The organism is Ornatilinea apprima (assembly GCF_001306115.1).
Classification (GTDB): Bacteria; Chloroflexota; Anaerolineae; order Anaerolineales; family Anaerolineaceae; genus Ornatilinea; species Ornatilinea apprima.
Genome location: NZ_LGCL01000003.1, coordinates 39,132 through 59,639 on the forward strand (window position 1 = coordinate 39,132; position 20,508 = coordinate 59,639).

Below are 20,508 nucleotides of genomic sequence, written 5' to 3' on the forward strand. Positions count from 1 at the left end.
TTATTAACTCCTTTCATTGTCCTTACAAATTATAGATCGTTGGATACTGGTTCTTCTATTTCTTTTTGGGCCGGAGGATCTCTACGAATTTGCTGATGTAGGCCACATACTCATTGAGTTTAATCACCGGCTCGGATAGATTATCGCTGATAAAGGATGCCGTTCCCCGAATGGTGTTGACCGTCTCGCTGGTGGAATCGATGATGGGTTTAATCTCATTTTGCAGCAGGTTGATCAGGATGGAAAGTTGAACGATCAGAATAACGAGCGCCGCGCCAATGATCAACGATTCAAGGGCCATGAAGATGATGAAGACGTCGCGGATGTGGCTGGTTTTTTCGGCGCCCACATCGAACAAGGTAACGATTCCGGCGACGGTCAACCCAACCAACAAAACAATGCCCAGAACCACCAGGATGACTTTTCCGCGGTTGGATTCGGCAGGCAGTTCTGCCTCCGGGTTTTCAGGCTGCGGGGGAGCGGTCTGCTGGGCTGGGACAATTTCTTTGGTTTCTTCCATAACGGTTTGTCTTTTCTTTGGTCTTTTTCAAGCGGGTTTCTAATTTCAATCTTAATTATACAACAGAGAAGCGACGATTTATTTGGATTTATATCGCATTTATTCTATTTTATGAAAAGGAAACGCCTGTGGCAAATGGTTGTACGGGTAAAGGCAGTTTTTGGGCTTTAGGCTGGGCAACATCAGCTTTCTTCAAAACACGATCTTGCGAAAAATGGGATTGGCCAGTAGACTTAAATGTTGCCATGTTAAAAGAATTGCTTTTCAGTCTATCCATTTTTTCTTTGCTGTTCTTGGGGTGGGGCAGCCCTGACACGCTGGCCCGGCCCAAGATCACCCAACCCCAGCCCGGTCAGGCCGTACAGGGGCAGGTGGCCGTTATCGGCAGCACGAATGTAACCGGCTTTCAGTCGGCGGAGATAGCGTTTTCATACGAAAACGGTGAGGATGCCAACTGGTTCTTGATTGCCGCCCTGGATTACCCGATTGAAGATGGGACCATCACGGTGTGGGATACAACGGGCATTGAGGATGGTGCGTATTCCTTACGGGTAAAGGTCGCTTTACAAGACGGGCGCAGCGTGGAGAGTGTGGTCAGTGGCCTGCGGGTGCGCAATTACACGCCCATTGAGACCGCCACCCCCACCGCGCCAGTCGAGGGGTCCGCGGTGACCCTGGAGACACCTCAGGCGGAGGTCGTGATCGCGCCTTCGCTTACCCCGCTGCCAGCCAACCCGGCCGAGGTCTCGCCGCCCGCCCTGATGTATTCAATGACATGGGGAGTGGTGATTGTGCTGGTTTTGTTCATTGTGGTGGGAGTGTATCTGTTCTTTCGCTCCCTTTCAAGACGTTATTAATGAGGAACTGTTCGTATGCCGCCTGCATTGAGTGAGACTCTCATCCAGAACCCTGATGCGCCCTTTTTATTGGTTGGGCTGGGCAACCCTGGCCGCGAGTATAAAGAAAACCGCCACAATATTGGATTCATGCTGATTGACCGCCTGTGTGAACAATGGGGCGTGCGTATGAGCCGCATGCAGAACAAAGCACTGGTCGCGAGCACCAATCAGGGCGGGCGCAAGATATTGTTAGCCAAACCGCAAACCTTTATGAATCTGTCGGGGCAGGCCGTGGCGCCGCTGCTCAAGTTCTACAAGGTGCCGCTGGAAAACTTACTGGTCGCGCATGACGACCTGGATATCCCCTTTGGCACGCTGCGCATCCGCCCCGGGGGCGGGCCGGGCGGCCAGAAGGGGGTAGGTTCGATTATCCAACTGCTGGGAACGCAGCAATTCCCGCGCTTGCGCCTGGGAATTGGCCGCCCGCCCGGACAGATGGACGCGGCCGCCTATGTGCTGCAAGATTTTTGCGCGGGCGACCAGGAGGTTCTGAAAATGGTATTAGACCGCGCGGCGGACGCGGCGGTGATGTTTGTGGAAAAAGGCCTGAACCCGGCCATGAATTTATTCAATGGGGGACTGCCCGGAGTGGACAAGGTTGATTGAATCGATCCAATCCCTGCCTGCCTATCAGGCGTTGATTCAGCAATTTGCTGAGGGCGTCCGGCACCAGCCTGCGCTGGGACTGCCGCGCGCGGCGCGCCTGGTGGTGCTTTCGGCGCTGCATCACGACCTGGCTTGCCCGATCCTGTATATCACCAGCCGTGCTGATCAGGCCATCACCGCGCTGGACGAGCTGAGCTTTTGGGCCAGCGGCACCAGTGTATCCAACTTCCCTGAGCCAACGCCGCTGTTTTACGAGCAAGCCGCCTGGGGCGACCTGGTGCGCCGGGACCGCATTCAGACGCTCACGCGCCTGGCGGCGCGGCAGATGCGCGGTGTGGAAAAGCCCAACTCTGCGCCGGTGATAGTGGCCCCGCTGCGGGCGGTGATGACGCGCACCATGCCGCGCAGAGATTTCATTCTGGCGTCCAAAGTGGTCAAAATTGGGCAGGTGCAACAGCCCGACGTGCTGCTGCGTCATTGGGTAGAACTGGGCTACCAGCCGACGGAAATTGTGGTCAAGCCGGGGCAGTTCGCCCGGCGCGGCGGTCTGCTGGATATCTGGCCGCCATCAGAAGAATACCCGGCGCGTTTTGACTTTTTTGGCGACGAAGTGGAGACCATCCGCCAGTTTGATCCGGCCACCCAGCGCACCCGCCAGACCCTCAATCAACTGCTGATTTGCCCGGCGCGCGAGCTGCTGCCTGGGCGGGTAACCGGTGTGGAAGCTGCCGATGAAGAATTAAATGAATTTTATATTCCAGTGGCGCACCCGGCGGCGGCAACTCTGCTGGATTATTTGCCCCCGGATGCGTTGATCCTGGTGGATGACCTGGATCAATTCTCGGCAGCAGCCACCGAGGTGGAGGAACAGGCGGTGCGCCTGCGGGAAGAGTCGATTGCCGAGGGTACCCTGCCGGCAGACTTTCCCATTCCATACGTTTCCTGGTCGGAAATTCGCGATACATTAGACCGCCACCGCTGGCTGGATATGGGCCGCTCGGCGGCCGCGGCTGTTGGCGAGCGGCGATTGGGAGACGCATTCACACCGGGAGAGCGCTACGGAGGACGGTTAAAGGTGTTGATGGACGCGCTGGCCGAAATTTGCCACGCAAGGCAGATGATCACCATTGTCAGCCGGCAGACCCCGCGCTTAAAGGAACTATGGTCGGATGTGGAGCGGCACGCTCAATTACCCGTTCAGCCTGTTTTTCAGGAAGGCACGTTGACCGCCGGTTGGACGCTGGAGAAAGCCGACGGCAAGCGCGTTTATCTGCTGACGGACAGCGAAATCTTTGGCTGGGAGCGGCCCAAACCGCGTCAGAAACGGGCCGCCGCTGCGGAAGCGCCGGAAGCGCTCTACGCGGACCTCAAAGCCGGCGATTGGGTGGTACATATTGACTTTGGCATCGGGCGCTTCAGCGGACTGGTGCGGCACTCTTTTGAGGGGTCGGAGCGCGAATACCTGGCAATTGAGTATGACGCTGGGGATATGCTGTATGTGCCGGTGCACCAGGCAGACCGGCTGAGCCGTTACGTCGGCGCCGAGGGTGATGCCCCCCGGCCAACGCGCCTGGGCACGCCGGAATGGTCGAACACGCGCCAAAAAGTGCGCGAGGCGGTGGCCGAGGTGGCCCAGGAGATGCTGGATCTGTACGCTCGCCGGCAGCTGGCGGTGGGATACGCTTTCCGCGAAGACACGCCCTGGCAGCAAGAGTTGGAAGCCAGCTTCCCGTATGTGGAGACCGATGACCAGTTGGAGGCGATTCGAGCGGTGAAGCGCGACATGGAAATGCGCCGCCCGATGGACCGCCTGCTGTGCGGTGATGTTGGCTATGGAAAAACCGAAGTAGCCCTGCGAGCGGCGTTCAAAGCCGTGATGGACGGCAAACAGGTGGCTTTGCTGGTGCCAACCACCGTGCTGGCGCAGCAGCACTATGAGACCTTTCGCCGCCGCCTGGCTCCTTTTCCAGTCGAGTTGGAGATGCTCTCACGCTTCCGCAAGCCCAAAGAGCAGGATCAGATCATCCGCCGGTTGGGCGAGGGCAAGCTGGATATTGTCATCGGCACTCATCGCCTGGTGCAGCCAGATGTGAAGTTCAAAGACTTGGGGCTGGTGATCATTGATGAAGAGCAGCGTTTTGGGGTAACGCATAAAGAGCATCTCAAAAAGCTGCGCTCAGAAGTGGATGTGCTGACCCTGACGGCTACGCCGATCCCGCGCACGCTGTACATGGCGTTGACCGGCATCCGCGATATTTCAACCATCAACACCCCACCCGAAGAGCGCCTGCCGGTGGTAACGCATATTGGGCCGTATTCACCGCGCCTGGTGCGCCAGGCGGTGCTGCGCGAGCTGGAACGCGGCGGGCAGGTCTTTTTTGTGCATAACCGCGTGCACACCATCTGGGCGATGGAGACGCATTTGCATCACCTGGTGCCGGAGGCGCGGGTGGGGGTGGCGCACGGGCAAATGCCCGAAGAGCAACTGGCGAAGGTGATGGACCAGTTCAGCCAGGGTGAGGTGGATGTTTTGTTATGCACTTCGATTATTGAGTCGGGACTGGATATTCCCAACGCCAACACCTTGATTCTCGACCGCGCCGATACCTTTGGGCTGGCGCAGCTTTATCAGCTTCGCGGGCGCGTGGGCCGCGGGGCGCAGCGGGCGTATGCGTATTTCTTCCGGCATCGCAAGAAGATGCCCACCGAAGAGGGTCTGGAGCGGCTGGAGATCATCGCCGAGAACTCGCAGTTGGGGGCGGGCTATTCGATCGCCATGCGCGACCTGGAGATGCGCGGGGCGGGCGAGCTGTTGGGCAGCCGCCAGCATGGCTATATCGCCGCAGTGGGTTTTCACCTGTATACGCGCCTGCTGGCCCAGGCGGTGCAGGAGCTGAAGAAGGTGGGCGGGATGGAGATGCCCGGCGTGGAGGCAGCGATGCTGCGCGGTGCGCCCATCCCCGTGAATGTGGAACTGCCCTTCTCGGTGGGCATTCCGGTGGAGTATGTGCCCGACCAGAACATGCGCCTGAAAATATACCGGCGCCTGGCGGATATGCAAAATGAGGTCGAGCTGGCGGCGCTGGAAGAAGAGTTTGCCGACCGCTTTGGGCCTCTGCCGGAGAGTGTGGCCAACCTGGTGTTTCAGATGCGCGTCAAGCTGCTGGGCGAGCGGATTGGGCTGGCTTCGGTGATGGTGGAGAGCGGGCAGATTGTGATGCGCTACCCGCCGCTGCCCAAAGGGGTAACCAGCCGGGACCTGCCGGTGATCCCCGGCGGGGCGCGGGCGGGCAAAAATGCCTATTGGCTGCCAGTGGACCTGGACGGGGACTGGCAAGCGCGGTTGATGGAGACGCTGGACACCATCGCGGAAAATCACCGCTAATCGCTTCGATTTCCAAAATCCATGATTAGAATATGATAAGCGGTGCGGCAGCGCAGCAACTTTCCCCTGCGCGCCGGCTTATTCCAACGGTTAAGTTGAGTACAATTTCTTTATGATTAGCGATTTTTTCGCGCGCGATTATGCGGGTGGGGCTTTTGTGCTCTTCGGTCGGCAGCACCTGGCCGCGTTGGGACTGGTGGGCCTGGTTTGCCTGTTGATCATCCTGTTTCGCGGGTACTGGAATGGGCGCGCCAAAGCAGCCACGCGCTGGGGTCTGCTGGCGCTGATTTATCTGTGCGAAGGCTCCTGGCAGGTGTGGATGTGGGCGATTGGCGAGTGGAGCATTCAGGGGATGTTGCCGCTGTGGTTGTGCAGTGTTACCTCCTGGAGCATGCCGCTGCTGCTGGTCTGGCGCAGCGACCGCTATTACCAATGGGCCTATTCAATGGGGGTGCTGGGGGCGGTGATGGCGCTGCTTACCCCGGACCTGATGCAGTATGGATTTCCCCACTTCCGCTTTATCGAGTTCTTCACCCTGCACGGATTGCTGATTGTGGCGGTGGTGTACATGACGGCGGTGGAGGGCTTCCGGCCGAGGCTGCGCTCGCTGCCCTGGGTGATTCTGGTGACGAACCTGTATTGGGTGTTTTGCGCCTGGGTGAACGCGCAGATTGGCAGCAATTATCTGTACACGCAGGGCAAGCTGCCCACACCCAGTCTGTTGGATTACCTGGGACCGCATCCCTGGTACCTGCTGTGGATGGAAGGCATTGGGATTGGGCTGTGCTTGCTGCTGTACCTGCCGTGGGCCATCCGCGGCGCGCGGCAGAAAAAAGTCCCCGGCGCGGTCCTGTGAAACGCCGGTGTGGAATCCTTTTACTCTGTTGCGTTAAAATAGATTGAAAAAAATGTTCGATTTTAGGTAGAATCCGATTGGTATGAATGGATCAAGGAACACCCACAAGCTTACCCTTGTGAGAAATGTAGGTTAACGATGGAATTTAAATTACACGCTCCTTATCAACCGACTGGCGATCAACCGGAGGCGATTGAGAAACTGGTGCAGGGGATTCGCGACGATAAACGCCACCAGGTGCTGCTGGGGGCGACGGGCACGGGCAAAACCTTCACGATTGCCAATATCATCCAGCAAATGCAGATGCCGGCGCTGGTGATGGCACACAACAAAACCCTGGCGGCGCAGCTCTACGCGGAGTTTAAGGAATTCTTCCCTGAAAATTCGGTGGAGTATTTTGTCTCTTATTACGATTACTACCAGCCAGAAGCCTATGTGCCGCGGCATGACCTATATATTGAGAAAGAGACCGATATCAACGAGGAGATTGACCGTCTGCGACTGGCGGCAACGGCGGCGTTGATGTCGCGCAAAGATGTCATCATTGTTGCCTCGGTTTCGTGTATTTACGGCCTGGGCGACCCGAGCGCGTACGGCAAGGTGGTGGTCAACCTGGAGGTGGGCAAAATCTACCGGCGCAATGCGCTGCTGCGGCAGTTGATCGAAAGCCAGTACCAGCGCAACGATTTCGACTTGAAACCGGGCGTGTTCCGCGTGCGCGGAGACGTGCTGGAAGTCTTCCCGGCTTACGAAGAGAAACGCGCCTACCGCATCTCGTTCTTTGGTGATGAGGTGGAGGCGATTCTGGCCTTCAGCCCGGTGACGGGGGAAATCTTTGAGCGCCCGGATGCGGTGGATATTTACCCGGCCAAGCATTACATTGCTGAAGACACGCGCATGAAAGCCGCGCTGGAAGATATTGAGCGCGAGCTGGAAGAGCGGGTCCGGCTCTTCAAACAGAATGAGCAGTACCTGGAAGCGCAGCGCATTGAGCAGCGCACGCGCTATGACCTGGAAATGATGAAGGAAGTAGGCTACTGCAGCGGGATTGAGAATTATTCACGGCATCTCGACCAGCGCGCGCCCGGCACCGCGCCCTGGACGTTGATGGATTACCTGCCCAGCGATTATCTTCTGGTGCTGGACGAGAGCCACATGACCGTGCCGCAGATTCGCGGCATGCACCACGGCGACCGCTCGCGCAAACAGACACTGGTGGATTACGGTTTTCGCCTGCCATCGGCCATCGACAACCGCCCATTGACCTTTGATGAATTTGAGGCGCGCATGGGCTACACCATCTACACCTCAGCCACGCCCGGGCCATACGAGATGGGGCACGCCGAGCAGGTGGTGGACCAGGTCATTCGTCCCACTGGTCTGGTGGACCCGGAGATTGACGTGCGACCCTCGAAGGGCCAGGTGGACGACCTGGTGAAGGAAATCTACGCGCGCGCAGAACGCGGAGAGCGCGTGCTGGTGACCACGCTGACCAAGCGCATGGCCGAAGATCTTTCCGATTATATGATGGAGTTGGGTATAAAGGTTCACTACCTTCACTCCGAAGTGGACACGATGGAGCGGGTGGGCATTCTGCGGGATTTGCGCCGGGGCGTGTTTGATGTGATTGTGGGCATCAATTTGCTGCGCGAGGGTCTGGACCTGCCGGAGGTATCGCTGGTCGCGATTTTAGACGCGGATAAAGAAGGGTTTTTACGCTCGGATACGGCCCTGATCCAGACGGTGGGGCGGGCGGCGCGCAATGTGAACGGCAAGGTCATCATGTACGCCGACAAGATCACCGATTCGATGAAGCGCGCGATGGAAGAGACCGAACGCCGCCGTGCCAAGCAGATCGCCTACAATGAAGCCCACGGTATTCAGCCGGTGAGCATCGTCAAACAAATTTATGACATCACCAGCCGCCTGAGCGCGCCGGTCGAGTCGATGGTGGCTGAACCGCAGGCGGAATACGGATCGAAGAAAGCCGCCAGTCTGCCGGTGAAGGAATTGGAACGGATTATTGAAGAGCTGACCTCTTCGATGAAGCAGGCTGCGGCAGATCTGGAATTTGAGCGCGCGGCAGCCCTCCGCGACCAGATTTACGAGATGCGCGCTTTGCTCGCGGAAGAATCGAAGCTGCCGCCGTGGCAAAAGGCCAAGCTTCTGGCGGGTGAAGTAAAGTTTAGTTAGGTATTGCGACCCATCACTCCGATGCGGAGGATGGGTGAACTCATTTGGAAGAGGGTAGCTGTGGAGCGCTCGGCGGAATAAGTCAATAGATTGAGACAACTTTCAAGGGTTATCTTTGTCCATCGAACCGTTTCACGATGGCGATGATCTGCCTTCCAGCTTGCAATTATCTCAAAGATGGCGGGCGGTTGTGGCGGGTGTGGAAGGATCGCCATTAGAGACTGGCAACCACCTGAAAGCGGTCGTAATCACCGGTAGGCTCTTCCCACGAGACGCGCACGTTAGCGACGTACGACATGGACGGTCCGCGCTGGACGAGTCGCAGCAGCCGGTCGAGCTGCTCTTGCGCGCCTTCGGCGACCAGCTCGACTTCACCGCGGTAGGTGTTGCGCACCCATCCGACCAGGTTGAGGGCTTGGGCGGCTTCGAGGACGAAGTAACGGAAGCCAACACCCTGCACCTGGCCTTCAACAGTGGCGTGCAGGCGTTTTTCTAATTGCGATTTCGTCATGAGTAACCTCCATGAAGCACTCACCATGAAACTGGCGGGTGAGTTATTTGCGTTTGGTCAACCCCACAGCCAGCGGGGGGACCAGCAGGACGGCCAGCAGCAGCAGGTAAGGCGACAGATTGCGCACCACCAGCCATTCGGAGTTGATGCCAAGCGCGGATTGCTGCCAGCGGTACTCCAACTCGTCGAGGCCGGTATTGAGGGCAGCGTGGGCGCCTTCTTCACAGCCAAGCCCGTCGGAGTAGGCTTCGAAGAGACCGCTGAGGCCGCTGGTGCCGTAGGTGCGGTAGAGGAAGCGGATAAAGGATTCGGACTGCGCGTAGGCGAGAAACGCGCCGGAGGCGTCGCGGGGGAAGGTGATACAAAGCGAGTCGAAGGCCAGCAGGCTGCCCGATTCGACCGCATCCACGATGGCGCGCGGGTAATCGGGGTTGGGGTACAGCTCGGCCAGAGAGGCCGTGCCTTCCAGCAGCCAGACAGGCATCTGGGCGTATTTATCTCCCACCAGGCTGTATTGGAGAATGTGGGCAATTTCGTGGGGAATCTGGCGCTCCAGTTCCAACTGCTGTTGAGGGCCGGAAGGAATGGAAACCAGCACGGTATTGAGATCGGGGGAGGCGTGGCCGGCGACCCAGGCGTTTTGAAGACCCAGCGAAAGCGCGCTTTGCAGGTCGGCGGCGTTATCGTAGACGTAGATTTGCAGCGGCTGCGGCATGGGCGCGTTGATATAGCGCTGGGCGGATTCAAGACCGGCGCGGGCGACGTTGAGAACCGATTGGCCGAAGGTTATGCCGCGCCCGTACCAATACACCTGAAAGTCTTCATCTTCCAGCAGGTCCCAATTGAAGCGGTTATCGGTGTAATGGAAGGTCGCACGGTTTGATTCAAAGGATTGGCCGTCGAGTGTTTTGAGACGGAAGTAACAGGTGATTTGCGCGAAGGGGCGCAAGGGGTATTCTTTCAGGTCTAAAACGGTTTCAGCCTGGCTGTTTTGGGTGATGACAGCTGGCCGGACGAGGGTGTCTTCGCCGGGCTGTTCGAGAAAGAGCACAATCTCCTGAACGGATTCGGATGTGTTGAGGTCGGCCTGAAAGACGGCCTGGTCGCCAAAATTATAGTTGGTTTGTATTTCGCCAAATGTAACTGTGCCTTGTGCGCTCGCGGGCGATGCGGTAGTGAAAAGAAACAGCGCAATCCAACAGCAGAGCAGGATTTTTCTCATGCCAGGCCCCTATGATCATTCATCTTCTTCTGCGCCGTTGTCCAGGTCCCAGTCTTCCTCGTTCTCATCGTCCAATTCCCAATCTTCCAGGTAGTCGGAATCGTCTTCATCATCTTCATGGGGTCTGATTGGACTGAAATCGAACATGCCGGGCAGCAGGCCCAGGTCGACAAAGTCGAGGTTTTCCAACGCTGCCGAAATGATGTCGGCTTCTTCGTCATCATTGATTTCTTCAAGCATGGCTTCGAGGGATTGTCGCACCCCTTCGCCGCCAATTCTGGAGAGAGAAACCACGGCCGCGATGCGCACGTTGTCGTCGAGGGTTTCATACTCTTCGAGCATGTCGATCAGCGGCTGGCGAGCTTCCTGAATTTCCAGCTCACCAGCGGCGCGTACCGCTTCGGCTTGAACTTCGGGGACGGAATGGTCAAGGCAGCTCAACACGTTGGGGTTCCAGGCTTCATCGCCGGAGCGGCCCATAGCGAACAGGGCGCTGATCAGCCATTCGCGGTCCGAATCTTGAAAAGCGGCTTGAATCAGCGCGGGAATGGCTTCGTTGGAGGAGTAACTGACCGACTCAAGGGCGCGCATGCGCACTGTCTTGTCATCTTTTCCTTTAATAACGCGCACCAGTGTTTCGACAATCTGTACGGAAAGATCGCTGGGGAACTCATCCAATTCTCCCAGATAGATGTAATTTCCCAGGGCGGTGGCAGCGGCAGCGCGCACATTTTCATCGGGGTCATTTTCGAGCATGCGCATGAATTGGCGGGCAAGCTGCTTTTGCGGCCAGTCCCAGAGCATGTCTATGGCTTGAGTGCGCACCTTTGGGAGCGGATCTTCGAGGGCGAACTGCGAGAGGCTGGAAAAATCGGAGAGGGTGTCGCGGTCTTGAATTTCATCCAGATCTTCCAGCAGCGCGGCGCGGCGCTGCGGTTGAATTTGCAGCCAGATGGTCTGCAGCGCGGCCAGGTTTTCTTCTGACAGGTCGGAGAAACTGGGCAGCATGATGGCAGGAAAAGGCTGCTGATTATTCAGCAAGGCTTCGATGACCTCGCTGAAAGGGATTTGCCGGTTGTTTTCTTCTTGATCATAGTCTTGCATTTGAACTGCTTCCTTATTAATCCATTACGGAATGATGGGGTTGATAATGTCCTGGGCGGTGACGTAGATCATCAGGGCAATGAGGGCAAAGAACCCCACCATGTTGACCAGATTTTCCAGCTCCGGGCGCACGCGGCGGCCGGTGACCAGCTCGGGCAGGATGAAGAGGATGCGTCCACCATCCAGGGCGGGGATAGGCAGCAGGTTGGTGAGCCCGAGGGCAACGGCTAAGATACCCATCAGCGCCAGGGTGTTGACGGCCGGGACAGTCTCAGCTTGCGGGGTGGCGGTCATCTCTTCGTCCATTTCGCGGGCTTGCTCGTACAATCCGTACGCGCCCACCGGGCCGACAAAGCGGGCTTCTTCTCCGCTGACTTCGCCGCGGATCAGGCGTCCGGGCAGTTGGAGGAGCTGCTTACCCTGCTCGAAGGTCATGCGGAAGGCAAACGGCACGGTTTTGGTGATGCCGGCTTTGATCACCGGGTTGCTCATCGAGATGCCAAACGAACCTTCACCGGCGGGGGGATTGACGCGCGGCACGGCGGTAATGGTGGCCGCCTGGCCTTCGCGCAGGTATTCTATCGTGATCTCTTTGCCCGCGTTGGCGCCGATGACAGCCGCCAGGTTTTCGATGCTGGTTACCGGTTGGCCGTTGATGCTGATGATCAAATCACCGGGGAGCATGCCGGCCTGTTCGGCGGGTGAGTTGGGGCTGACGTCGACGACCTGCACTTGCGAGAAATCGGGCACACCGGTCTGGCCGAAGACAATCGAGAAGAGCACAATACCGGTAAGCAGGTTCATCAGCGGGCCGCCGAGGAGAATGCCCAGGCGCTTCCAGGGATTGGCAGCCGCCATGCCGCCTTCCACGGAAGGGTCATTTTCTCCCTTGGGACGCACGAAGGCACCGAAGGGAATCCAGTTAAGGGTGAACTCGGTGCCTTTCCAGGTGAAGAGTTTAGTCAGTCGGGGAGGGAACCCGAAACCGAATTCTTCCACTTCCACGCCAGACAGGCGCGCCATCATATAGTGGCCAAATTCGTGCAAGAAGACCAGAATCCCGAACGCCAGGATGAATTCTACAATCATAATCATATTGTCCTCACTTAACGCTAAAGCACCCGGCACAGGCCGGAGAATGGTTTTTGTTTCCTAAATTATATCTGTTTTCTGCCGGTTGGGGATGGAGCTGGTCAAGGTTGTAAAGGATTGTGGCTCATGTAGATTTGACCAGCCGGGCGGGGCCGCCGGGGTGGGCGGTGAGGATGGTGAGGATGCCGGGAATCTGCACAAGCCGCTCGCGCAGAGAGGAAACCGCGGAGGGTTCGCACAGGATGTGGACGTTGGGACCGGCGTCGAGGGTGTAACAGACGGGAAGGCCCTGCTCGCGCAGATGAATGACCTCTTTCATCAGTTGCAGGCTAATGGGCTGCCAGTAGAGAAGCGGGGGAGTTGAGGTGCACATCACGGCATGGAGCATGTTGCTGTCAAGCTCGACGACGCGCGCCAGGGCGTCAAAGTCCCGCTGCTGGATGGCGGCGCGGCAGATCTGCAGGCGCTCTTCGGCGCTTTCCACGCGTGCCTGCTGGAAGGGGCTGGTGTGGGCAAGCTGCTGCCCCTGGAAGGAGCCGACTTCTTTGTGGTGTTCCTGCACGACCGCGATGACGTCCACCAGCGGCCAATGCGAGGGCGGGGCAATGGTTTCGGCAAAAGAGCCGGCTTCGGAATCGCCCATGTGCCATTCCACAAAACCGCCGGGGACGGAGCGGCAGGCGGAACCGGAGCCGAGGCGCGCCAGGCGCGAGAGCTGCGATTCGGACAGATTGAGGTCCAGCGCGGAGGCCGCGGCCAGGGCCAGGGCGGCAAAGGCGGAGGCGGAGGAAGCAATGCCGGCGCCCATTGGGAAGTTGTTTTCACTCTCAACCCGGGCGTGGGTTTGCACGCCCGCCCGGTGGCGGAAATGATCCAGAAAGGCAGAGACGCGTTCCAACGCCGGGCCAGTGGCGCGCTGTCCGTTGAGCGTGAGCGTATCGGCAGTGAGGCTCGAATCAAAATAGACGGTGGTGCGGGTCTGCAGGCCGCCCAGGTTCATGGAAATGGAGCCGTTGGACGGCAGGCGCAGAGCGGCGTCGCGATTTCCCCAGTATTTGATGAATGCGATGTTGGCATTTGCAACCGCTGTTGCGGTGAGATTAGACATTTTATGTAAATAACCCTTTCACCATTTTCAATATCAAGTTTACCATTAACATCTAATAGATCGATCAGCTTCCGCTTGGTCTCAAACGATGCATCTTCAAGTCGGTCGCGAATTGTTTCGAAATACTCTTTTAGTTGTTTAATCAGCTCGGGAGCTAATTGAGATGGGATCAACTGCTTGGAAATCTCTTTCTTTTCTTCCTCCAGCTTTGTAATTGACTCCTCAAACTTCGTTTTCCGCGAAGCATAATGATCCTTAGGGATGTCTCCATTGATAAAAAGGTCGATCAGTCGATCCAATTGTTTTTTTGCGGTTGCGAGCTGCTCATCAATCGTGGTTAGCATCTCCGAACACCGGGATGAGTTTTTGTCTTGTTCTTCCTGGTAATAGTTCAAGCCATTAGAAAGGTTATCTTCATTCAGTAATTTGTTTTTACCCAATCCCAAACCGTTTCATCAACTAGTCGACCCGAAAAAGACGGCATATCACACCGAGAAACGACTTGACGCCTTCCATTGCACAGGTAGTACCAATTTCCATTTCGGCGATATTGACCCCGGTAGCCATAATTATAACGGTTGCATTTCAACCGTTTACCCATTAGGTATTGATGTTCCGGTTTAGGACCGCAAGAATGAGCTTTGTTCACTTCAAACCGGTTTTGCGCTAACTTAAAAGTGATCAGATCGATAATTGCTGGGACGGGTACAGAAATCCACTCGTCTTTCGATCGAGAAATTTGTTTACCTAATCCTCGTTTTGATTTAAGCTTCCGGGTCGACTCTTTACCATCATTAACCATTTTCGTTTTTCCAAAGTGCCAGGTTCCGGTGTAGGTTTCATTCTTTAGGATATGAGAGACCATCGCCGCCTGCCAAACTCCATGGCCAAATTTTTTGGCTACATGCTTCACTTTATCACCGCGAGTAGGAATACCCAGCTCAGTTAATTTGAACGCAATCGCTCGAATTGATAATGGATTTTCGTCACCATCTCCTATTAAAAACCAGTCGTATACCATTTTCACGACTTTTGCTTCATCTTCATCAATGACTAACCAGGTTTTATGCGGTTCTGAAATGGATTTATAGCCATAAGGAGGCCGGCTGCCAACCAGAACAAAACCGCTTTTCGCTTTTCCTCTTTTGCCCCGCTTACTCCGCTCAAGAATTTTTGCCTTCTCGTATTCTGCGATTGAAGCTCGGATTTGTTTTTGTAATCGGCCTTCATCGGAATCCTCATAGCGCCCGATCACATATTCCACGATCACACCGAGCCGGAGTAACTCTTCTTCCAATATCATCTGGTGAACGGATCTTCTTGCCATGCGATCGAGGTCATAGACGATCATGGCATCGATTTCTTTATCATCAAGGATGAATTGACGCACCTCATTTAAAGTAGGACGATCGAGAACTGTGCCAGTGTAATCTTCCTGAAATGTTGCAACGACTGAATACCCCAATTCATTTGCATAATTTTCGCATCCTTCAATTTGGGTTTTTAGACTGTAACCCTTGGTTTGCTCATCGTTGCTCACCCGCACATAAATGATTGCACGTTTTGTCTTCACTTTGCATCCTCCCCAATAACCTCAATACCATGCCCATTACGCCGAATCCGTCCGTCGCTTTCGAGACGGTCCAAGTAGGTATAGATCGTTTGCCGGGACATGTTCAGTGTCCGGGCTGCATCTGTCACACCGATGGTCGGATTGTCACGATAGAGTGTCAGAAGATTGTCCAAACGGTTGCCCTGAATGGCTGTCCGAGCTTGACGGGCTTTGGCTAACGAATTGTCTGGATAGACAGAATTAGACGTAGTATTGGACGTAAGCAGATCGGTCAAATTTCCTGCAGATGGACGAAGAGATTGTCGTTCTGCTTTCCGGTCTGCGCGATCTTGGGCGATGCCAGCCAAACGCCTGCGATGTCCAGAACGCAGTGCCAGGTTGACAGCCCCCACTAGTGCCAAAAGCGGAAAGAGCGCCGGTGCATAACGGCCCATTTCCGGGAAAATATCCAGCAGAACGGTTAACCCGATGGTGGAGAAAAGATAAACACCGACCAGCAAAGCGGCCAACATAAATGGCGCGCCTGGATCAGTTTTCCGTTTGGCGGTGTTGTAATCCCAAAGCTGGAGACTCGTGCTGACCGTGGTCAGCCCCAGGCTTTCGATGATCGCCGCTGTAATCCAGCCCAAAGCCTGGTTCCAATGTAAATCCTGTACCACCGCATTGGCCACCAAAGCGGCGCTGGGAAGCGGGGTTATCCAGGGACTAATTGCGGCAATCCCATCCGTCAAATTGTTTTCGATCTCCGATAGGGTTTCTCGAAGATGATGGATAAAAGAAAGACCAGCCAAATTTTACCTCCTTAGGTGAGGGGGAAAAATACCCCCGGTGAAATGACACCCACCGAGGGCGAATCCTGGCTGATCGACTATAATAGGATCAGCCCCTACTGCCGCTCTAGCCGGTGGTTGGGGTCAGGTTCGTGTAGGTGCTCGCTACACCTGCACGAACCGTCTCTATGTTTGTTAAATTATATACCATAGAACAAATATGCGAGCAATCGAATTTGAGCATATTTCGGCTGGAGCGAGTCAGCCGGGCGAATCATCCATAACGCCAATTGCGATGGGCGTTGGGCGGCAGCGGAAAGCCACTGGCTGCCCAAGATTCCAACTCTTCCTCTGAGATGCCCAGCATCTGACACCAATTCATCCCCTCAAATTGCAGCCAGGCATGGGCTTCCGCCACCCGAGCCGGATTGCTGCTCTCAAGGTCCAACACAGCGTGGTAAATTACGGCCAATGCCAGGGCTGTGTACGGGTCATGGACAAATTCGTCATTCATCTCCGCTTCTCTCGGATTTCTCTGGCAGGTGGATGTGGATGACTTCCCCACCAGTGACCATCGCCAATCGTTCTTCCAACTGCGATATGGAAGAGCTGCCAATTTTCTCGGCATCCACATCCTTATCCAGGAAGATCGATAGCACCATGGCCAGCAGCTCCGGGCTGTAGCCAGCCTCGATCCTGCCGTCTGACAATCGCCGCCAGCAGCCACCGATCGTGGGCAGCTTGCTGTCTGCAGGCAGCCGGATGGCGATTTCACAGGTTGACCAGGGCGCTTCTGCTTCCTGTGACATTTGACCATCAGTGACATGAGTGACATTGTTATCCTGGATTATTCCAGTTGGCAGTTGGATGTTGTAAACCGCTGCCCACCGTTTCAGGTCGGAGAGGGTGACTTGCCACATTCGCGTTCCCTTGCCGCCTTCGCGCGCCTTGCGCAGCCTGAGTTTCCCCAACAACCTCCCCACTTTTCGAGATGTGATCTTTTCTGGGTCGATATCGGCTTCGATTTGCTCTGCAACTTGTTGGGCGGCTTCGGTGATTTGAGATGTCGTAAACGTCCATGCGGCTGAATGGATGTCACTGTTGTCCTTAATGTCACTTTTGTCACTCGCGAGTTTGCATAGCCCTTGCAGCACCAACAAAACGATGTCTCCGGACTGCTGCTCGGCGGTCTCTTCTTGTTGGTAGTGCCAGGAGATCTCCTCTAAACGTTGCCAAAGGCCGCTAATCACCACCTGTTCCTGGCCTTGGCTGCGAACCATGGAAGAGCGCAGCAAGCGGTGTTGATGATCAAGGCTATCCAACCAGGCGGCGATGGAGAGAATCGCTTTCCAGGGCTGCAGATTGCGACCACGCAAACGTGCTTTCTGGGCCACAAGGATTTCAAAGTTGTGTAAAACGGACATGTTTGCCAATCCAACAGACCATAACTCATCAACCAGTATTCTCCGGTCATGCGGCCAGAGCGCATAATCCAGCGGGTCATAATTGGCTTTGTCTCTATCGGCAGTGCGGATAAGAGGGATGACGATTGTGCGCGTAGCCAAAACCGAATCTGGGATGTTGATCCCGGAAAATAAGCGCGGGCTGTAGGCGTTCACATGGCGCAGTTTCCATTTTCCTGGTCCATCTGGTTCTTTCAATGGGACAGTGGATCCGCGCCGATTACCGGCCAGAAGCAAGGCTCTTTTGTCTGGATCGGTCTTTTTGGGGTCGGCCAGGTTCTCCGCGTCGTCGAAGGCCAGAGTCGCGCCATAATCCGCCAGATCGCGCAGGCTGGCAAAGCTGCCGCCGGCCAGGATGAGCTGGCCCAGATAGGCCATTTCGGTCACCACGATCAGGAGATTGGTTTTTCCCGATCCAGCTCCCCCGTTGGGCCAGAGGAAACCAATCACATTGAAGGCATCCAGTAAATAGGTAGCCATGACATAACAAGCAATTAGTTCAGCCATCGACTGCTGATCACCAAGCGAACGGTCGAAATCGAGAAAGCGATTGATGACATCTACGATCTTGGAGAAGGTCTCGATGGGATTGGGACGCTGCCCCTGAACGTAAGCGCGCACGCCGCGCGTAGACCAGCGTTTCTCCAGCGGGACGATTTCATGAAAAACGGTATTTAACCCTAAATCATTTAGCGGACGCGTGGATTGTCCATCGCTGATTTCTCCGAAGACCTGACCGTCATTACGGACGATGAACAGGCACAGTTTTTCTTCGACCAAAGGCGGGTTATGGGCAACCAGGTTGCCCTCTTTATCCAACCCCTCACGCCGGGTGGTGCGCACCGGCAACCAGGTGGCTGCGTAGGCGTGCTTGCCCACCAGGCACAGCGGGCGGGTGATATTGGGCGAAGGTTCATCCAGTAGCTCGATGGTCGGCAGGGCGGCTTGGGGAATGGGGCGGGGGAGTTCTGCCAGGGCTTCAAGGTCTTTCAGATCATGACCGCTGGCCAACCAGTCATCCACTCCCCATTTGGCGCCGCTGGAATGGTTGGGAAGGTAGATGGCCGAAACGGTGGCTCCCTTGCGTTGGAGGATCTCGGTCAGGCGTTCCATAGCCTGGCGGACAGAGGGCTTGTACATCACATCCGAGTCGAACACGATGCGCACCGAGCGGTTTTCCCAGGCGATGAAATCAAAATCAGCCAGAATGGTGGTTGCACCAAATTCGTTGCGGCCTTTGAAGTTCCACACACCCAGCAGGCAAACCGCAGTCGCTCCGACAGAGGCTAGAGCATCGCCTTTTTTCTGCCCTTCCGTGATGTACAACGGCATGGCAGGATTCTTGAGACCGCTCAGACAGGCTGGCGGACAATCCACCCGCACACCAGTGCCCTTAGGAATTTCGTACTTCAGCACCTTGACCGGGCGCAAGCCATCTGAATCGCGTTTGCTGCGGTCTTCGTAAATACGGGGGTTGTCTGGCCGGTAGACATGTAATCCGATCTTGCCATCGGTGGTATGCAGTGGGATCAACAGCCCGGGCACGCGCCGCTGGGCCATCGAAAAGCCGTACTGAACCAGGTCACCCTCGATGGTGATCGTACGGTAGCCGCGTCCACGAATGACCTGGTCAGAGATGCCCGATTCTTCAACGAGCATCTTTAGGTGTTTTTCTGAAAGGGACAGGTCATTGAGACTCATTCGTTGGGCTCCTGGTTAGCGATGGTTTCTGCGTCTATATCAGTTGCATTTCCTGTGGTTGATTTCTTGCGTTCCTTTGTGGGCTGTTTGCCTAATTGATTGTATGGCTCCTGTTGTGTACCGATAAATTGATCACTGAGGATGAAAGCGTAGACGCGCGCTAACAACCTTCCCTGCTCCTCCGGTGAGAGTTGGAGGGGTTCAGCAGGATGATTCATGGCGAACATCATTCTCCTGTGGTTGTGTGCATGGGCAATCCGCGGCGGATAATATTCCGCGTTGGATGAGGTCCAGGCGAATGATGAGCCTGGCCTGATCAGCCGGGGTGCGCAGTTCCTGCTCCGCCAGATGGATCAGGGCTGAGTATTCCGGCTGTTCTAAGAGGATTTTCAAACGATTGAGCATAGGTATCCTTTCGGCAAAATAAAAAGACGGCGTTTTGTTCAACGCCGCCATTTTCTGCCCTGGGATATCCTTCGCTCAAGTACCCGCAATATCCCTCTTTATCACTTCCATATCCCAATGGTCAAGGATATAGGTTTAAGATGACTTTTTCCGAAAATTTTGGAAAACACCTGATTTCCGATAGGGTACCACCTCAGCCCCATGTTCTTTACGCAGTTGATTGACCCGGTTGAGGACTGTTTTTGGCGAAAGGCTTACCCGAACCGCGATTTGATCGCAGGTTAATCCTTTGTGCCAGTGGCGCAGGATCTCGCGGTTAGCGCCGATATCCGGAATGCTTAACCAGATTTCTGCCGCAGTGCTGGCTGCCTGTGGTTGAGACTCGGGTTTGGTTTCCACGGGAGCAGGAATCTCAGGAAGCTCTGGCAAGGAAAACCAGCCCAATTTTTCCAGTTCATCGCGGATTGCGTCCCATAAACTCCAGAGGGTTCTTTCACCGTGCAGGCGAACGCGTAAAAGCGTTCCGTCTGAGGGTAGGGCATGGGCATGGATTGTTAACAGATTCCTCGCAAGCATAAGTTTCACTTCAACCGGGTTGGCATCTGCAGAGATGCTGCCGGCATCTTTGCGGCTGCCTGGAAGCAGAATCTGAGATGCCAGTTGTTGGTATTGGCTTTGGGCGCGTAAGTTCAGGGCGAATTGACGAAGCATGACCCCGAACTGGGCCGGCGTGCCTTTGATGGGGAAATCGAACCGTTCATCAATCTTCTTTGAGCCGTCCGCAACGGGTCCAAAAGGCAGATCGTGATAACCAAAGATTTGTAATCTGCTGGAAAGCCAGACCTTGAATTCCTGCTGGCGCTGCAGGCGTTTCTCATAGAGTGCCTGAGAAAGAATGGCTTGGAAAACATCTTCCTGACCAAGTAGATCGGCGAGCCGGCCTCTGAGGCCCAGGACTTCTTCACGGAGCAGGTGTGGTGGACCCATAAAACTGGACACAAAAACAGGGATAGTTTAGGGGGTACCCACCACTGATTGTGATGACAGCCAAGCAGCTTCGAACTCGGCAGGTGTCAGGTAACCCAACGATGAATGGATAC

General features: G+C 55.7%; 19 protein-coding genes. 5 read left to right on the plus strand and 14 right to left on the minus strand.

What is annotated here, in order from left to right:
• Positions 1–55: 55 nt before the first annotated feature.
• Positions 56–520: a hypothetical protein gene (locus ADN00_RS01230; RefSeq protein ID WP_075061137.1), complete on the minus strand. Its 465-nt coding sequence runs from the start codon at positions 518–520 to the stop codon at positions 56–58.
• Positions 521–648: 128 nt separating this feature from the next.
• On the opposite strand from ADN00_RS01230, the gene ADN00_RS01235 reads away from it, so the two are divergent.
• From ADN00_RS01235 to uvrB, 5 genes are all read left to right on the plus strand, one after another.
• Positions 649–1,377, plus strand: a complete 729-nt coding sequence (locus tag ADN00_RS01235; RefSeq protein WP_152966211.1) for a hypothetical protein — start codon at positions 649–651, stop codon at positions 1,375–1,377.
• 15 nt (positions 1,378–1,392) lie between these two features.
• A complete protein-coding gene (gene pth / locus ADN00_RS01240; protein ID WP_075061139.1) occupies positions 1,393–2,025 on the plus strand; it encodes an aminoacyl-tRNA hydrolase in 633 nt (210 codons plus the stop codon).
• Complete coding sequence (gene mfd, locus ADN00_RS01245) at positions 2,018–5,410, plus strand: transcription-repair coupling factor (protein WP_075061140.1); 3,393 nt, start codon at positions 2,018–2,020, stop codon at positions 5,408–5,410. The genes pth and mfd overlap by 8 nt, the downstream gene beginning before the upstream one ends.
• A 112-nt stretch (positions 5,411–5,522) precedes the next feature.
• Positions 5,523–6,266 carry a YwaF family protein gene (locus ADN00_RS01250; protein WP_075061141.1) on the plus strand — a complete coding sequence of 248 codons (744 nt, stop codon included), beginning with the start codon at positions 5,523–5,525 and terminating at the stop codon, positions 6,264–6,266.
• 138 nt (positions 6,267–6,404) lie between these two features.
• Positions 6,405–8,459, plus strand: coding sequence for an excinuclease ABC subunit UvrB (uvrB, locus tag ADN00_RS01255; RefSeq protein WP_075061142.1), 2,055 nt, complete (start codon positions 6,405–6,407; stop codon positions 8,457–8,459).
• A gap of 214 nt (positions 8,460–8,673) precedes the next feature.
• Here the strand turns inward: uvrB and ADN00_RS01260 are convergent, their stop codons facing one another.
• The 13 genes from ADN00_RS01260 to ADN00_RS01315 all read right to left on the minus strand — a co-directional run bounded on the left by ADN00_RS01260 (position 8,674) and on the right by ADN00_RS01315 (position 20,395).
• The gene (locus ADN00_RS01260) at positions 8,674–8,970 is read right to left on the minus strand and encodes an acylphosphatase (RefSeq protein ID WP_075061143.1); all 297 of its coding nucleotides are present in this window, start codon (positions 8,968–8,970) and stop codon (positions 8,674–8,676) included.
• A gap of 43 nt (positions 8,971–9,013) precedes the next feature.
• Positions 9,014–10,192, minus strand: a complete 1,179-nt coding sequence (locus ADN00_RS01265) for a peptidase MA family metallohydrolase (protein WP_075061144.1) — start codon at positions 10,190–10,192, stop codon at positions 9,014–9,016.
• 15 nt (positions 10,193–10,207) lie between these two features.
• The gene (locus ADN00_RS01270; protein ID WP_075061145.1) at positions 10,208–11,296 is read right to left on the minus strand and encodes a HEAT repeat domain-containing protein; all 1,089 of its coding nucleotides are present in this window, start codon (positions 11,294–11,296) and stop codon (positions 10,208–10,210) included.
• Between the two features lie 24 nt (positions 11,297–11,320).
• Positions 11,321–12,391: a M50 family metallopeptidase gene (locus ADN00_RS01275; protein ID WP_075061146.1), complete on the minus strand. Its 1,071-nt coding sequence runs from the start codon at positions 12,389–12,391 to the stop codon at positions 11,321–11,323.
• 121 nt (positions 12,392–12,512) lie between these two features.
• Positions 12,513–13,496: a diphosphomevalonate decarboxylase gene (mvaD, locus tag ADN00_RS01280; protein WP_075061147.1), complete on the minus strand. Its 984-nt coding sequence runs from the start codon at positions 13,494–13,496 to the stop codon at positions 12,513–12,515.
• The gene (locus ADN00_RS19640; protein ID WP_152966212.1) at positions 13,385–13,936 is read right to left on the minus strand and encodes a hypothetical protein; all 552 of its coding nucleotides are present in this window, start codon (positions 13,934–13,936) and stop codon (positions 13,385–13,387) included. Before ADN00_RS19640 ends, mvaD begins: the two co-directional genes overlap by 112 nt.
• Positions 13,915–15,069, minus strand: a complete 1,155-nt coding sequence (locus ADN00_RS01285; protein ID WP_075061148.1) for a recombinase family protein — start codon at positions 15,067–15,069, stop codon at positions 13,915–13,917. Before ADN00_RS01285 ends, ADN00_RS19640 begins: the two co-directional genes overlap by 22 nt.
• Positions 15,066–15,860, minus strand: coding sequence for a winged helix-turn-helix transcriptional regulator (locus ADN00_RS01290; RefSeq protein ID WP_075061149.1), 795 nt, complete (start codon positions 15,858–15,860; stop codon positions 15,066–15,068). The genes ADN00_RS01285 and ADN00_RS01290 overlap by 4 nt, the downstream gene beginning before the upstream one ends.
• 253 nt (positions 15,861–16,113) lie before the next feature.
• Positions 16,114–16,353: a hypothetical protein gene (locus tag ADN00_RS01295; protein ID WP_075061150.1), complete on the minus strand. Its 240-nt coding sequence runs from the start codon at positions 16,351–16,353 to the stop codon at positions 16,114–16,116.
• Positions 16,346–19,003, minus strand: a complete 2,658-nt coding sequence (locus ADN00_RS01300) for a DUF3854 domain-containing protein (RefSeq protein WP_075061151.1) — start codon at positions 19,001–19,003, stop codon at positions 16,346–16,348. Before ADN00_RS01300 ends, ADN00_RS01295 begins: the two co-directional genes overlap by 8 nt.
• A complete protein-coding gene (locus ADN00_RS01305; RefSeq protein WP_075061152.1) occupies positions 19,000–19,221 on the minus strand; it encodes a hypothetical protein in 222 nt (73 codons plus the stop codon). Before ADN00_RS01305 ends, ADN00_RS01300 begins: the two co-directional genes overlap by 4 nt.
• Positions 19,205–19,408, minus strand: coding sequence for a hypothetical protein (locus ADN00_RS01310; RefSeq protein WP_075061153.1), 204 nt, complete (start codon positions 19,406–19,408; stop codon positions 19,205–19,207). Before ADN00_RS01310 ends, ADN00_RS01305 begins: the two co-directional genes overlap by 17 nt.
• A 135-nt stretch (positions 19,409–19,543) precedes the next feature.
• Entirely contained in the window at positions 19,544–20,395 is an 852-nt protein-coding gene (locus ADN00_RS01315; RefSeq protein ID WP_075061154.1) for a helix-turn-helix transcriptional regulator, read from the minus strand.
• Positions 20,396–20,508 lie beyond the last annotated feature (113 nt).

What these genes read in the sequence shown, in the direction of transcription:
- ADN00_RS01230 (WP_075061137.1), bottom strand. Translation starts at nt 520, where the DNA reads ATGGAAGAAACCAAAGAAATTGTCCCAGCCCAGCAGACCGCTCCCCCG.
- pth (WP_075061139.1), top strand. Translation starts at nt 1,393, where the DNA reads ATGCCGCCTGCATTGAGTGAGACTCTCATCCAGAACCCTGATGCGCCC.
- ADN00_RS01250 (WP_075061141.1), top strand. Translation starts at nt 5,523, where the DNA reads ATGATTAGCGATTTTTTCGCGCGCGATTATGCGGGTGGGGCTTTTGTG.
- uvrB (WP_075061142.1), top strand. Translation starts at nt 6,405, where the DNA reads ATGGAATTTAAATTACACGCTCCTTATCAACCGACTGGCGATCAACCG.
- ADN00_RS01260 (WP_075061143.1), bottom strand. Translation starts at nt 8,970, where the DNA reads ATGACGAAATCGCAATTAGAAAAACGCCTGCACGCCACTGTTGAAGGC.
- ADN00_RS01265 (WP_075061144.1), bottom strand. Translation starts at nt 10,192, where the DNA reads ATGAGAAAAATCCTGCTCTGCTGTTGGATTGCGCTGTTTCTTTTCACT.
- ADN00_RS01270 (WP_075061145.1), bottom strand. Translation starts at nt 11,296, where the DNA reads ATGCAAGACTATGATCAAGAAGAAAACAACCGGCAAATCCCTTTCAGC.
- ADN00_RS01275 (WP_075061146.1), bottom strand. Translation starts at nt 12,391, where the DNA reads ATGATTATGATTGTAGAATTCATCCTGGCGTTCGGGATTCTGGTCTTC.
- mvaD (WP_075061147.1), bottom strand. Translation starts at nt 13,496, where the DNA reads ATGTCTAATCTCACCGCAACAGCGGTTGCAAATGCCAACATCGCATTC.
- ADN00_RS01295 (WP_075061150.1), bottom strand. Translation starts at nt 16,353, where the DNA reads ATGAATGACGAATTTGTCCATGACCCGTACACAGCCCTGGCATTGGCC.
- ADN00_RS01300 (WP_075061151.1), bottom strand. Translation starts at nt 19,003, where the DNA reads ATGAGTCTCAATGACCTGTCCCTTTCAGAAAAACACCTAAAGATGCTC.
- ADN00_RS01305 (WP_075061152.1), bottom strand. Translation starts at nt 19,221, where the DNA reads ATGAATCATCCTGCTGAACCCCTCCAACTCTCACCGGAGGAGCAGGGA.
- ADN00_RS01310 (WP_075061153.1), bottom strand. Translation starts at nt 19,408, where the DNA reads ATGCTCAATCGTTTGAAAATCCTCTTAGAACAGCCGGAATACTCAGCC.
- ADN00_RS01315 (WP_075061154.1), bottom strand. Translation starts at nt 20,395, where the DNA reads ATGGGTCCACCACACCTGCTCCGTGAAGAAGTCCTGGGCCTCAGAGGC.